The 13,801-nt window shown below is 37.0% G+C and carries 12 protein-coding genes; 1 reads left to right on the top strand and 11 read right to left on the bottom strand.

From position 1 onward, the window contains the following. Positions 1 to 16 precede the first annotated feature (16 nt). The 11 genes from AC4BB5_RS01490 to AC4BB5_RS01440 all read right to left on the bottom strand — a co-directional run bounded on the left by AC4BB5_RS01490 (position 17) and on the right by AC4BB5_RS01440 (position 12,052). Positions 17 to 772, bottom strand: coding sequence for a WxL domain-containing protein (locus tag AC4BB5_RS01490; RefSeq protein WP_490457687.1), 756 nt, complete (start codon positions 770 to 772; stop codon positions 17 to 19). A 29-nt stretch (positions 773 to 801) separates the two neighbouring features. Continuing rightward, positions 802 to 1,596: a WxL domain-containing protein gene (locus AC4BB5_RS01485; protein ID WP_490457686.1), complete on the bottom strand. Its 795-nt coding sequence runs from the start codon at positions 1,594 to 1,596 to the stop codon at positions 802 to 804. Further along, complete coding sequence (locus AC4BB5_RS01480) at positions 1,593 to 1,940, bottom strand: EF2685/EF0750 family sortase-dependent surface protein (RefSeq protein ID WP_490457685.1); 348 nt, start codon at positions 1,938 to 1,940, stop codon at positions 1,593 to 1,595. The genes AC4BB5_RS01485 and AC4BB5_RS01480 overlap by 4 nt, the downstream gene beginning before the upstream one ends. A 16-nt stretch (positions 1,941 to 1,956) precedes the next feature. After that, the gene (locus AC4BB5_RS01475; protein WP_490457684.1) at positions 1,957 to 4,539 is read right to left on the bottom strand and encodes a hypothetical protein; all 2,583 of its coding nucleotides are present in this window, start codon (positions 4,537 to 4,539) and stop codon (positions 1,957 to 1,959) included. A 109-nt stretch (positions 4,540 to 4,648) separates the two neighbouring features. Beyond that, positions 4,649 to 7,273 (bottom strand): lectin-like domain-containing protein, encoded by a 2,625-nt coding sequence (locus AC4BB5_RS01470; protein WP_490457683.1) that lies wholly within the window; start codon positions 7,271 to 7,273, stop codon positions 4,649 to 4,651. 175 nt (positions 7,274 to 7,448) lie between these two features. Beyond that, positions 7,449 to 8,537 carry a WxLIP family cell surface protein gene (locus tag AC4BB5_RS01465; protein WP_490457682.1) on the bottom strand — a complete coding sequence of 363 codons (1,089 nt, stop codon included), beginning with the start codon at positions 8,535 to 8,537 and terminating at the stop codon, positions 7,449 to 7,451. Between the two features lie 110 nt (positions 8,538 to 8,647). Continuing rightward, positions 8,648 to 9,358, bottom strand: coding sequence for a WxL domain-containing protein (locus AC4BB5_RS01460; RefSeq protein ID WP_490457681.1), 711 nt, complete (start codon positions 9,356 to 9,358; stop codon positions 8,648 to 8,650). A gap of 41 nt (positions 9,359 to 9,399) precedes the next feature. Next, entirely contained in the window at positions 9,400 to 10,080 is a 681-nt protein-coding gene (locus tag AC4BB5_RS01455; RefSeq protein WP_490457680.1) for a WxL domain-containing protein, read from the bottom strand. Positions 10,081 to 10,109: 29 nt separating this feature from the next. Continuing rightward, on the bottom strand, positions 10,110 to 10,853 hold the full coding sequence (locus tag AC4BB5_RS01450; RefSeq protein ID WP_490457679.1) for a WxL domain-containing protein: 744 nt from the start codon (positions 10,851 to 10,853) through the stop codon (positions 10,110 to 10,112). Between the two features lie 157 nt (positions 10,854 to 11,010). Continuing rightward, positions 11,011 to 11,301: an LPXTG cell wall anchor domain-containing protein gene (locus AC4BB5_RS01445; protein WP_490457678.1), complete on the bottom strand. Its 291-nt coding sequence runs from the start codon at positions 11,299 to 11,301 to the stop codon at positions 11,011 to 11,013. 61 nt (positions 11,302 to 11,362) lie between these two features. Further along, positions 11,363 to 12,052: a DNA-binding response regulator gene (locus AC4BB5_RS01440; RefSeq protein ID WP_490457677.1), complete on the bottom strand. Its 690-nt coding sequence runs from the start codon at positions 12,050 to 12,052 to the stop codon at positions 11,363 to 11,365. 257 nt (positions 12,053 to 12,309) lie between these two features. Between AC4BB5_RS01440 and AC4BB5_RS01435 the strand changes: the two genes are divergently transcribed. Next, positions 12,310 to 13,785, top strand: a complete 1,476-nt coding sequence (locus AC4BB5_RS01435; protein ID WP_490457676.1) for a helix-turn-helix domain-containing protein — start codon at positions 12,310 to 12,312, stop codon at positions 13,783 to 13,785. Positions 13,786 to 13,801: the final 16 nt, after the last annotated feature.

The following is a 13,801-nucleotide window of genomic DNA, read 5'->3' as shown; positions in this document are numbered from 1 at the left end:
CGTTTGCGTTACCTTTTTATTTTAATGGTGTTTCTGAAAGTGTCCAAGTGACTGTGGCATTGTATGTTCCAGTACGAACATCTGTACCAGATGGAACCGTTAATTTAACTGCATTATCGCCTGGTTTAGCCGTATCACCTAGTTTACCGAAAGCGATGAAGTAATCTCCTCGGCCTTTTGCACCAGTATTCGTGAAAATTGGTGTAGACTCACCGAATTTCACTACTGCATCGTGGTGTAATCCTGATTCGCCTGGATTTTGGATACCATTTTCAGCAGCATCAAGTAAACGTTGGTGACCATAAGTGATTGTTGCATTGTCTAATTTTCTTAGTGTTTCGCCGTCTTTAAATTCAAATTGTTTTGTTATTTTAGCTGTTAATTGGTATGTGTGATCATCTACTTGGCGATCATCTTTGAAACGTACATAGTTAGCAGATTCTGCTTTAGGATTCCCAGCAGGCACATATGTTTTAGCAAATGACGTGATTTCTTTGGTTGCACTTGCTTCCGCTTTACCAAAGTCTAATGGTGTCACTTTACGCATTAAGAATTTCCCGTTTGGTTGTTTCTCTGGATCTTTTTCGTCTGTGTCAGGTACTGGGTTATCTGTTTCCGCTTCATATGTTGCGTCTGTAAATTCAACTTGCCCAGCATTGTTGCCCATTACGCTGTCTGGCTGAGGCTCAGCTGCTACCACTGTTCCTGTAACTGCCGTTGTAGCTAATGCTGCTAATAAGATTGTTCCGCATAATTTGTGTGTGAATTTCATTTGTATTTCCTCCTAAAATTTGGTTGTATTTATGGCAACTCGGCTATTATCCAAGTTAACACTGTTGAGTAGGTTCCCGCTTCATTTTCAGAAGTTTTGGGAATGGTTAAGTTGACTGCATTATTTACATAGCTAGGTTTCTTGAATACTGGATCTTCGATTATGTTGCCAGTATTGTCGATGCGGGGAAATACGGTTGGTTGTTGCTTATGTGTATTTTCTTTTGACGCACCAAATATGATACTCCAAGTTCCCATGCCTTGTTCAGCTTTTGCAGTCGCTATTGTATAGGTCTCACCAACATGGTTCATTTGAATCACTTCTTTTGATACTTCTGGTGAGTATTGACTGTTCGTGGCAGAATTCGTCCACGTATGATCAAATGAAATGGTCGCACCTTTTAACTGGGCACCTTGCTTCATCAGTTGTTTAAATTGCGTTTCTTGTCTTAATTGAATCGTCCAACCGCTAGGGGTTTCTCGTTGATCGGTTATTTGAATAAAGTTGCCTCGAACCTGGTCACTATCGTGAAACAATTGTGCATTAACAGGTAACACACTTCTATCGTCTGTCATTTCGACTGTACTAAAATTTAAGTAAGGGACAAAGTCGATTCTTAAATCTCCTTCTGTTCGGGGACTCTCTCCAGGATTTACGATTACTTTATTATCTTCTGGATCTTGAATCTGAGAGAGATCAGACTTAGGCTTTTCAACTTCAAACACTGCACTGCCTGAATGAACCGTAGCCTTAGCAATACGTGGTCTCGTGGCTAGAGTAGCTATCAGAAAGATCAGGATAAGTATTGATTTTTTATTCATCATCCATCCTTCCTTTCACGTTGCTTTCTTAAATAATAAGCCGTCAAAAAAATCAACAATACTAATAGCCCGCTAATGAGTAAACTTTTCTGTACCAGCTCACCTGTAGAAGGGAATCGACCGATTGGTTTTTGACTCTGTCCTTTGCCATTTGTATTGGGCAGTGATGAGTCTTTTGTGGTTGCTGTGGGACTTCCACTTGTTGCAGTCGTTCCATTAATTAACGTTACTTCGCCCTTTGTCTGAACGGCACCTTCACTTCCAAGACTTTCCATCGGAAAAATGAACAGCATCATGCTGAATAGAATAGAGGTGATGAAAAGACAAATTCCTTTTCTCTTTTTCATTTGCCAATCTCCTTCATCATGGGGTATCGCCCAATTGATATTCGATACGGGCTTGATATTTCCCAATTTTCCCTCCGCCATTTGGTACTTCCATTTTGAACCCAAAACCAGCTTCACTCCAAGTATCGCTTACAACAAATTCACTCTTAGAATCATTTGTATGTCGCATCAGTTCTTCTACTTTGTTCAGCTCAAAAATAGTTTCGCTCTCTTGTGATCCTGTGTTATAACGCAGAATCCCAGCCATCTGTGAGTTTGGATCATCAATATTAGTGAATTCTTGTATTAAAACCGCTTTTAGTGTCCATTCTTTTTTGCTTCGTCGGGTATCTGTTATGGCTAATTTCTGACCAGCTAAATCTGGTTGGTTTACACGAACTTTTCTAAACGTTGCCTCATGCTGCCCAAAATCCATGATTTTTGGAACTGAATTAAGTCTTAAGACACCTTTATAATAAAATTTGACTTCTTTGACCTCTCCATAGATCACTTCAAAATCAGCTTCTGGTACGGGCGTTTTTTCTTGTCCATCAATCAGCACTTTACTTAAAATATAGTCTTCGGTTGGATGAGAAGTTATCACAACTTTCTCTCCTATCAAGCCTTCTTTAGGTTCTTCTTTGTAAAGTTCATTTTCAGGGCTCGTTCCTTCTTCTAAATGTAGGAGTGTAAGTTTCGCAGCTCTTGGTTTAACGGTGAATGTCTTTAATTCCCCAGATGTACTTTCTGCTACTTCACCATTTGATGTCGTTCCGCTGACTTTAAATGCCTGACTCACGTCAAAAGAGCTGGTCAATATTGGGTCAGCAATAATGGATAGAACATCATAGGTCAGTTTTAGTTCGGTATTCGGCTCGACATTTCCCAGGCTCACTTTCAGTTTTCGATCTGTGCCAAATGTAATATCAGAAGCTGGCACTGCTACATTGTTCAATTTGACTGTTTTTAAATCAACATTGATAGTAGTAGGAAAAGCATCTGTTGTTTCATAAACCACATCGTCCCAAATTGATGGCGCCGCGGCTGTATTTTGGATGGTCGACGTAAACGTGACTTTTTCCCCTTCTAGGATTTCAGCTTTATCTATGACTAGATTGGCAGAAATACTCGGCGGATTAGGTAAGTCGGCTTCTAGTATCATCGCAACGATTTCAGACTCTATGCCATTTATATTCTTAGCTTTAAGGAAAATGATATTTTGTCCCTGTTTTAGTTCTGTTTTATCGATTAAAAAACTGAATGGCACATCTTTTCCCGGCTCTTCATTACGAATCCATGATAAGCCAGCTTTCATATCGTTTAAATTGCCAATAGAATAAGTAATTTCATCGATGAACATTGTTGTCTCATCATTAAATATTCCCGATATTGTATAACCTTTCCCTTCCCCCGAATAAGTATCTCGGCTTTTATCTAATTTTAAAATCAAGCCGTCATTTACTGGAACAGGAGGGGCATTTTCATCTTTTTTATCTATTCCTACACTATAGGAATAACCCATAACTGAGCCAATTGGAAAAGCTTGTCTAGCTGATTTCATAAAGATTGCTGTATCGATCGTTTGAGGTATATTGTTAGGATAAGCATCGTAAGCATCTTCACCAGCTACACCATTTAAAATTTCTGCACCAGGGGCATCATATGTTGGGAAACCACCATGAATAGGGTTAAAGACAGGTTGTCCATCAGAAGTCGCTGGCAGCTTATACTTACCCGCCTTCCAGTTACTAACTGGGTTAGATACATTAAAATTGTAATTCAAGCGATAGGTGACGGCTTTATCCGTGGAACTAGGATTTTCGATGTACAATCCCCGATTTCCTCCTATAAAACGAACAGGTACTGAATCATTGACTAGATACGTATCCATCATCGTATATAAAATCGTCTCGTCATACCAACTGTCTTGAACAAGAGTGGGATCAGAATTATTTTTGACAAAGGTATCTATTCTTATCGCTTTGTTTGACGGCGTCATGATGATCGTGATGTCAAACTTGGACTTGCTATACGTTTTTGATTTGTTGTTGGGATCTGTTAAGGATTCTCCTTTAAACATTAGCGCTTCTATCGTTTGACTCGAGCTGTACTTTGCATAATATTTGGGATTTAAGATATTTTCCCCATTTATTTTATCATCCGTTTTAAGCGAGTTTTCGCTACCAAATACCAATCCGACGGGGAATGTCCCTAAAGGTTGTGTCTTATACCCATGTAATGCACCAATTTCTTTCCCTTTATCTAGTAAATAAACATTAGGAAAAAAAGCATATTTATCAGTACTTTGACTGGGTTCAGCTGTCATTGTTGGTTGAAACTTGTACTGCAAACTAACCTCATCAGAAACAGCTAAACTTCCTGTCGGACTTTTCCCTTTTATCTTTGTCCAGCCTTCCAATTCAGGATTTTCAACATAGCCATCTGCTGACTTCATTTCTGGGAGTTTTCTTATTGTTTCTGTTGATTCAATTTCTGAATTCCCCTTAGATAAGGGCTCTTCTGCAATTGTATTAGCTTTGATCAAATTGGGATTCTGCCAAACACCTATAGCTATCGCTATAGAGAAGAAGCACCCTGCAATTACCAACCTTTTTTTCATCCACTTTTGCCTCCTCTCTAATATAACTACTATCATTGAGCGTCTATTTGAACAGTGTTGATATATACCTTCTTCGATCAATTGGAACTGTTATTTAATTTGTATTCATTCACTCTTTCGGAATATCTAACAGCGTCCACTCAATCTCCCCTTGATAAGTTCCGCTATAATTTCCAGGTTTCAACTCAAAGAGAACACCTTGATTCGCTTGCCAATCAACAGCTACATTCGCAAAAGTCTCTGTTGTTTCTCGTTCAAATACTTTAATACTACTATCCACAGGTATTGGTGTGGCTTGATTATTTTGGTTCACATAAATCAATGAATTGGTAATGACATGGTTTTCTTTCGTTTTAAAATCGCCTGTCAATTTAGCGTAAAGCGTTGTTTTACTTCCTTTTCCTCGGAAGTCTTCTATTTGAATATCCCAACCAGCTTTTCTAGCCAACGTTTGTGGTTTATTTGTAATCGCTCCTTGTTCAAAGCTGACTTCTTCCGGTACTTTACTGAAGGACATCGTTCCCGCTACTACTAATAAGTTTATTTTTCCAACAGTAGACTTCATCCCACTTTTCTTCCACTCAGCTACAACAGTCAGACTGTACTCTCCAATAGGTAACGTTTCTGCTTTTAATGTTGCAGTTCTTGTATGAACTTCATTGATTGTAGGATTTGCGATAATTTCAGTCATCGAGTCATTCGCAACACCATTAATCGCATATTTCAACACTAAATCATCCGCTTCTTCACCAGAAACTTGCGTTTTGATCGTAAAATCTGCTCCATTTAAAATGGTTGTTGTTTCACCATCACCTTCAACGACTAATTTAGGCGCTAATTCTAAATGTTCAACAGTGGCGTCCAAAGGTTCACTAATAGCAAATTGGCTTTTTTGAATCAAGTTTACCTTTGTGCCTTCTTTCATTCGTACTAGTGGACTTAAAACAAACTTTCCTTCCGGATCAACGGTTGTTTCTTTGATAAGTTTGTCTTGTTCATCTCTTAACTGGATGGTTAATCCAGGCGTTCCAATGCCTTCGATCGAAGTTGCTTTATCTGTAATCGCAGTGTCTAATGTTACTTGTTGTGGTTTTATAGCGAATTTTGCAGTAGCTTGAATTTCTGGTTGCCCGGACAATGGTTGTTCTGGAATACCCGTCACGGTTAAGACATGTTCTTTTTTTACATCCAAGGAATCAATCAACTCTTGCGATAATTGTAGTTTCCATGAGTTAAATTCCTCATCGTTTGTTGCATAGGTTTCTTTTGGTAAAAGAATTGTTGCTCCACCATCTACTTGATAGATCAGTGACTTCAATTTTCTGAGGTTTTTGAGTGACCAATTCCCCGTAATATCAATACTCTTATTGAAAGGCGCGATTGGGTCTATCTCTAGACTATCCTTAACAGTACTTGCGGTGATTTGGTAATTAAACGTCTCCGGATTTGACATATAGTTTTTTCCAGCAAAACTGATCGTATCTGAAACATTTTGATTCGCCGTCAATTCTTTCGTTTGTGCTTCAAACGATATTTTTCTGGTAGTAGATGTTAAAGACAGATCGCCTAAAGAGATTCGCTTGCTCTCAATGAAGGACGTGTCATCAATAGGGACACCATCTACTTTCAGTGAACCAGGAACATAATCCACAGAGTCATTCAGATTCGCTACCCCTGACACATCAAACCAATCTTGCTTCCCTGATTCATAGGTGACTTCTGCGGTATAGGTCACCTTTTGTCTAGCTTTAAGTGATTTTCCCTCTATAGGGTTTCCCGTACTATCAACCGCTGTAATGTTTGACTTCGCATTAACTAGACCTGGAACCTTCGTAAATACAACGCGGCTATACTGCGTCGAGCCACCTGTTGAACCAGTGAATCCCCAAATCACGTCATTCGTGCCAAAAATCACTTGAGGATCAATAGGGACAACTACTTGAGGTGAACTACCATATTGATAGGTCAATACATTTTTTTCACTATCCCAAAAAACAGTGAATTTATTCCATTGATCGTTAGCTAACGTTTTGTGAATTTGGGGTGATAAATGGTTCAAGGATGCTTTGTTTGCATAAACTTGACTATATGAATCTTCTCTACCAGGAAAAGCATGTGCTATGTGCGCATTACCAAAGTAGCTAAAATAAGATAAAAAACCATCCATCCCTTTCTCATTGTAATAAGTGTCAAATTCAACAGCGAAGCTATTTTCTAACGCCCCGACTGCATATTTCTTTGTTGTTGGATCATACTTTCCATAAACACCTAGATGCTCTCCCATTATCCCTCTTTTAGACGTTAATCTTTCGGGATCATTGTGCATAGCAAAGGTCATACCGTCCCCATTGTCTGTCCTTTTATTCCCAAAATAAAGATAAGCTTCAAGTTCAAAGTTCTTTGTTAAATCCAATAGATTATTTGGCGTTGACCAAATAGCCCCTTCTTGATTAATTTTATTGTCTGTTACTTGAACAACATTTCCAATCAAGGTACTATCTGAAATAGCTGGTAATTGGAAAATCCCGTCTAAGAATACATGTTCTGGAGGGTTGCCTATTCCAGTATTTGCCCTCAACAAACTTGTTTTATCAGCAATTGGAGCAGTATTTGTTTTCTTAACAACTTCTTTTTCATTAGCGCTGATACCTGATTGTATATTTATGTAAACGAAAGTAAATACTGCTATAATACCAATCAATAGCAAATATCGCCTTTTTTTTATTTGCTTCATTTAGTGGGAAACCTCCTATTCTCATATTGCGTCTTCCCGTAATTTCTACGTTCAAAATTATGCATTTCTTTTTTTCAAAATTGTTTACTCATTTTTCCTTCTGCTTAACTTTAACGGGGGCACTATACTTATAGTTTTCTTAAAACTGATTATTACAGTTATTCACACACTATAATTATTTTTTAGCGATTTTTTTCTTTCTTTTTTTTGGTCCCGTTTTTTTCCTTTTTAGGTTCTCTTTTTTCTTTTTGTTGTTCTTATAAATCATTACACAACCAATTAGGCATACAATTATGACTACACCCACACCAATCACTAAATACCAATTTATTGGTTGTTCCTCTAACTCAACAGCCTCTTTATTCAATCGATCACTATCTGTTTTCTCAATCGTAAATTCTTTGTCAAACGCCCAGTTTTCATCCTTAGAGCTTGCATGAAGTTTCAAGCGATACGTTCCTGGTTCTAAGCGTTGATTGTCCCAACTAATTGGAAAATCGAAGTTTGAATTTGGTGCCATACTCATATTTTCTTTTGTTGTTTCATGCAGCACTTCTGTTTTATCTTTTTGATAGATTTTTGCTTCTACTTTAAACTTACCGATCATCGTTGGCTTGATGTTTTGAAGATTAGCCGTCACGACTGTTCGATAGTTCAACAAATCTGGTTTGATTTCATTTAATACAACATCGGGTTTTACTTTTTGGTCATCAACCGTTAGTTTTGCACCGATTACATAGGAGTACCGATTTTTTATTTGAACGTTTGCTTCCGCTTTCTCCTCTTCTTCACTGATATTTTTATAGAGGTAAAAACCACCTAATATTATGCCTTCTATGTTTTCTTGCGGCATTTTCAGTTTGAAGGTCACATTTTTTGTTTCATTTGAAGCAAGTTCAACAACTTGTTTGTCGGAGATCAACTCTGTAAATGGATATTGTAAGGTATTGTCTTGTTTTTTTGGATGCTGAGTAAAATCCATTTCACCATTTTTATTGGTCGTCGCAACATTTGGCTCAACGGTTACACTGACTGTTTCTTTTGTTGGATTAGTCAATACTAACGTTAAATCTTGCTCCATTCCTGGCTGCATTTTTAAGTCAAAGTATGTTTGATTTTTATCTACTTGATTCTCTGGAATCTCTGCTCTTGCTGAGAAATTAGCTTCTCCAGATTCTTCTTTTGCTGCTACTACTTGCGGCAATAGTAATGATGCCACTATGATACTTAACGTAAACAGTGCGGCTTTTAATTTTCTTTGCATTAATTTGTTATCCTTCCATCACTTTTTATCAATAAGGTGAGTGAATTTCTTCACTCACCTAAATGTCAAAACAAACATAGCAGCTGCACTGCACTATATGATATGCTCGTTTACTCATTACTTACTGGTTTTGGTACATCAGACAGTGCCCAGTTAATTATTGCTGTATAACGTACATTGGTTTCTGCCGAGCCTTCAAGGACGAGTAATTGCATTTTTTCGTTATTATTCGCTTCCCCTGAAAAAACATCCAACCATGTTCCTTTACCGCTACCTTCTCCAGCCTGCATCAAAGTATATGTATCTTGACTATCAAAGACTAGGTCATACCCCTCTGGAGCAGATGATACATTTCCTGAACGTGTCTTTATGGCACCTTCTTTAAAAGATAAAACCGCACCTTTTAATTCTTTTGTACCATCGCTGTTCATAAATTTAGAAACTTGGGCAGTTAAATTCCAACCAGTCCCTGCGCCTCGTAAATCAGTAACCTGAATAAAAGGATCTTGGTTCTGAGCAAAATAGTTTTTATCCCCATTGGCTAATTGTTGTTTGCCAAACTTAATGCTCGGAACATAATCGATTGTCAACGCACCTACATTCCCCGTCCCTTTATTCATTGGATCTAATGGATCTATTGGCATCGGTGGTGTTGGGTTGTTAGGGTCAAGAGGATCTAGCGGCGGTTTGCTACTCGTATTCTCTTTGAATTCAATATAGTTATCTTTGGAGTTTACTTGGCTGGCATCTACCTCTACCGTTTGTAGAGTAAGCAGTAAAAAGAATAAAACTATCAAATTCAGTACACTTCTTTTTTTCATTCTACTCCTCCAACTGAAAACATTTTCCTTCAATTATCTGGTTATTTAGCATCAGGCGTCGTAGCCAATGACCATTCAAGCGTTGCTGTATACTCACCAATAAGGTTACCACCTGGAATTGTTAATTTAGATGCATCTTTATCGAAGTAATTAGCCCAAGTTCCCAAACCATTTCCCGCAGCAGCAGATAGTAAGTTTTGTGGTGAATCATTTAATGTAATACTCTCAGCCACTGGCGCTCTGAATGCCACACCTTGTGGATTGGTTGTTTGAAGTTCTTTAGATACTAAAGTAAGTGTTGCACCTGTTAACTTATTACTTTTATCCGCTGTTTCAAATTCTGTGATTTTAGCTCGTAAATGCCAACCGCTACCCGTTCCGCGAGAGTCAGTTACTTGCGCATAAGGATTGTTTGTATTTTTAATTGGATAATCCGTTGTTCCTACCCCGATTTTATCTGTACCAAAATCAAAGTTTGGCGCAACATCAATTGATAATGGTCCATGTTGGTTTGTTATATCTTCGTCTGGAGTGTCCTTATCGATTGGAGGTGTTATAGCAGAACCATCTCCTGCAGTCAATTTGACAATACCTTTTGACGTTGGATTTTTTGCTGGTGTGTCCCCTCCAGCTGGTGCATCTTCTGCAAAAGTAACTTGTGATGCACCCATTAAAGCGATTGCTGATAGTGATAATAATGTTGTTATTTTAATAAATTTCATAAAAAAATCTCCTTTAGTTTATTCTATTTTTAGTCTACTGTTGGTGTGTCTGCTGTTGGTATGTTTGCCAATGACCATTCTAAAGTAGCTGAATAACTACCCGCTAAATTCCCGGCCGGCACTTCGATTTTAACTTCGTCAGAATTCATTACATTCATCCATGATCCTAAACCTGCACCTGCTGCAGCTGTCATAAACGTCTTAACTTCTGCATCACCTGTCATCAAAGTAACGTTATCCTCTTTCGTTGGCTCTGAAGATGTATTTCCCTCTGTTTTGTCCATGCGCCCTAGTGGAAACGACAATGTCGCACCTTTTAAAATTTTCTTAGTATCTGTTTCATCTGTGAATTCTGAAGATTTTACTTTTAAGGTCCAACCAGCACCCGTTCCACGGCGGTCTGTGACTTGTACTTTTTTCGTTTTGATTCCTTCAACCTTATTGCTTACTGAATATATTTCAGTTGTTCCAGATAATTCAAACGAACCAAAGTCTAACACTGAAATCGTATCAATCGTTAGTGGGCCTTTGTTACCTGTTGAAGTTGTTTCACTATCTGGCTCTTCGTTTTCTTCTTCTTTTGGAACAAGTATTTCTGGTGACTCTTCTCCTTTATTTGGTGTTAATTTGATGTAGCCTTTAGAAGACGCTTCTGTTCCAGGTTTATCATTTCCAGTCGTTGCTTCCTCCGCAAGTACTGTTGTGTTTGCCGCCAACAGTGATACTGCTAACATTCCTGCCATTATCCCTTGCTTTAAACTCATTTTACTCATTTCTATTCTCCTCATTCTGTTAATTTTGTCTGTTCTTTACTAACTTATAAAATCTTACAACCCTTTTATCAAATTGGTAAGAACAGCGAAATAAATGATTGATTCGTCGGTGTGATTTTTTTTGTTCTCATTTATAGTGCTCCTTTCATCGTTTTAGCTATTTTTTATGGTTGAACTCTCTTTTTCTAGTTAAAAAGAATCCAGATAAAACAACGCTGCCTAAAAATAACCATATATTTCCATTGGCTTCACCCGTTTTAGGTAATACTCGGTTGTTGTACTCCACGCTACCTTGTTTTGGTTGTTCCACTACGTTCGCTTCTTTTGGCAATGAATTTTTTTCAGTAAAGAAAATCCCTACTTCGCTATCTGCCTCAGATGCAAAACATGGTGATCCTACACTCGCTAAAATAATTATCCCGATTACAATTAGTAATTTGTTTTTCATTCGTTCTTTTCACCTTCTTAGCTCATTTTTTTTACTTACTATTGTTACATTGTTTGGTTCATCATATATTCAGCATATAGCCTTTAGATCGCACAGTTTTTATAAAAATTGGTTTTTTAACATTCTTTTCGATTTTTCTGCGCAAGTGATAGACCACATTTGCAATTCTGTATTGCTTATTTTCTACTGTGCCAGCTTTCCACATTTCCTGAAAAATCATTTCGTAGCTAACGGCTGTTCCTGAATGTCGTAATAGTAATTCCAACATTTGAAATTCTAATTTTGTTAAGACGATTTCTTTGTTCCCCTCAATCATCACACTAACATTGGTTGGTATCAGCTTAAGTAGTTCTTCGGTATGATGATTTTCGGCAGCAGCCGCTTCTTTGACGTAAAGACGTTTAATCCTTAGCAAAGAATTTTCCACGATAAAGGCAATTTCTTTCGCTTCTCTGCTTAAATCAAAAACTTCATCCGCTCCTAATTGTAAATAAACTAACTTTCCAACTGATTTTTCTGTAGCGGTCATGACCCAAATATAGCAAGCTGACTTCTGCCTTATCTTGGAGATCAATTCACAGATCATACTTAAATCACTGATATTTTCTTCTAAAATAATGACTGCGTGAAGGGTCTCTAGTGACTCCAAATTCTCGGTTATTTTAACAATTGTATGTTTTTCTTTAATTTCCTCTATGTCGATTCTACTTTCTTCAGCATTTCCTAAAGAAAGCATTCCTATGTTACACATCTATATCCTCTGCTCCTTCTTCTATGTATTATGTCTTTTACTCAAATATATATTTTTTTTATATCAAACCCTCAAAAATAATACTATAATATTTCATTTTATTTTGTTTTCAATATCGTTTCACCCCTAAGAAGTTATTGAAAATCTCAACTATGTTTTTTGTATAAATGCTAATAATATACGCTTAATAACTATCCATGTTATGATAGTTTCAAGATTTTGAAAGGTGTTGTTAAAATGACATGGAAACTATTTTTATGAAGAAGAACGAAACCCTTCGTTTCGAGTTATTAAAACAACTTCTCTACGCTAAAACCGGTGCAACCACGCAACAAATGATGGATTTATTCAATATTTCGAGCAAAACCTTCTACCGTTATAAAAAACAACTTAGCGATGATTTACATACGGTCTTTACACAAGGTCAAGTAACAATCAAAAAAAAGAAGCTCTTTTATACTATTGAATTAGCTCCTTCACTGACTTTTAGTTATGTCCTAGACTCAATGCGCCTGTATTACATAAGAGTCTCTCAAAAATTTTCGGTTCTAGAAGCTCTTTTAAAACGACACTATATTTCTGTCGAAGCATTAGCTCAGGATTTGAACTTAAGTCCATCCCATGTTTACTCAAATTTAACGTTTTTAAATAAACTTTTGCGTCCTTTTGATTTGACTATTTCTTTTTCTCCTTCTATCTATAAAACAAATTTTCAAGGAGCTGAACTAAACCTCCGTGTTTTAGGGTTCGTTTTATTCTGGAATGTTTTTAAAGGACTAGAATGGCCTTTTGAGAAAACGCCAAGTTCTTATCAAACACTTCCACTAGCTGTAAATGCTCAAAGACTTTCACCTTCACAACAAGTCAGACTTAGATATTTTCAAAATGTCACCTACTGGCGTGTGCTTTATAGAAAAGAAAGATTGACCTTATCGCAAGAATTTATGAGTTATCTGACCTATTTCGAGTCAGTGGGACCAACTAAATTATTTTCAAGTTTAGAAAATGTAGATCTTGAACGGGTCAATCAAACAGATGAAGCCTATTTTTTTGGTTTTTTATCGAGATTTCTCATTGCCAATATTGACTCAGTTGAAGAAAGACAAGTGATTGCCCAAGCACTTATCCAGTCAAAATTGCCATTAGCTGAGCTAACTACACGAATTTTAGACAAGCTTTTAGCTACTTACAAAGTAAAACTATCACCTAGTAGTTATCTGGAAAATTATTATTTACTGATGATTTGCTTGATCTATATTCGATTTATTGGAATTAATTTTAGAAAATTTCTTGTTGATGATACGATTGATTCTAAGGCAAAATGGTTCTCTGCTGATGAATCATCTTATCGTTCCTTCGTGAAAGAGACACTTCTCAAAGAACCCTTGTTACGCAAACATATGAATGCCGGTCTTATCTCTTTTATGGCAAAGTTCTTCCATTCTATTTTGAAAAGCGGAGAGAGAGAAGCTAAGTTAAAAATCTTCATCCAGCATTCTATCAATCATTTTATTTATGACTTTATTAAAAACAATCTACTTACGATTTTTGGGGATTCAACGCTCGAATTCACCTTTGATGTAAAGGATGCCGACGTGATTATTTCTGATGCTTTTGAAGGGGAGGAGTCTAACGAAAAAACATTTCATTTCGAACATTCTCATGATCAGTCATCTTGGAGAGAGTTAATTCTTTTTATCAGTGGAAAAATCTACACACTGCGTAATACTTAAGTAAATTTCTTTATAA

The organism is Enterococcus sp. AMC1252 (assembly GCF_058216515.1).
This window is presented reverse-complemented; position numbering and strand designations above follow the sequence as displayed.

What these genes read in the sequence shown, in the direction of transcription:
- AC4BB5_RS01465 (WP_490457682.1), bottom strand. Translation starts at nt 8,537, where the DNA reads ATGCAAAGAAAATTAAAAGCCGCACTGTTTACGTTAAGTATCATAGTG.
- AC4BB5_RS01455 (WP_490457680.1), bottom strand. Translation starts at nt 10,080, where the DNA reads ATGAAATTTATTAAAATAACAACATTATTATCACTATCAGCAATCGCT.
- AC4BB5_RS01435 (WP_490457676.1), top strand. Translation starts at nt 12,310, where the DNA reads ATGAAGAAGAACGAAACCCTTCGTTTCGAGTTATTAAAACAACTTCTC.
- AC4BB5_RS01445 (WP_490457678.1), bottom strand. Translation starts at nt 11,301, where the DNA reads ATGAAAAACAAATTACTAATTGTAATCGGGATAATTATTTTAGCGAGT.
- AC4BB5_RS01490 (WP_490457687.1), bottom strand. Translation starts at nt 772, where the DNA reads ATGAAATTCACACACAAATTATGCGGAACAATCTTATTAGCAGCATTA.
- AC4BB5_RS01480 (WP_490457685.1), bottom strand. Translation starts at nt 1,940, where the DNA reads ATGAAAAAGAGAAAAGGAATTTGTCTTTTCATCACCTCTATTCTATTC.
- AC4BB5_RS01485 (WP_490457686.1), bottom strand. Translation starts at nt 1,596, where the DNA reads ATGATGAATAAAAAATCAATACTTATCCTGATCTTTCTGATAGCTACT.
- AC4BB5_RS01440 (WP_490457677.1), bottom strand. Translation starts at nt 12,052, where the DNA reads ATGTGTAACATAGGAATGCTTTCTTTAGGAAATGCTGAAGAAAGTAGA.
- AC4BB5_RS01470 (WP_490457683.1), bottom strand. Translation starts at nt 7,273, where the DNA reads ATGAAGCAAATAAAAAAAAGGCGATATTTGCTATTGATTGGTATTATA.
- AC4BB5_RS01475 (WP_490457684.1), bottom strand. Translation starts at nt 4,539, where the DNA reads ATGAAAAAAAGGTTGGTAATTGCAGGGTGCTTCTTCTCTATAGCGATA.
- AC4BB5_RS01460 (WP_490457681.1), bottom strand. Translation starts at nt 9,358, where the DNA reads ATGAAAAAAAGAAGTGTACTGAATTTGATAGTTTTATTCTTTTTACTG.
- AC4BB5_RS01450 (WP_490457679.1), bottom strand. Translation starts at nt 10,853, where the DNA reads ATGAGTAAAATGAGTTTAAAGCAAGGGATAATGGCAGGAATGTTAGCA.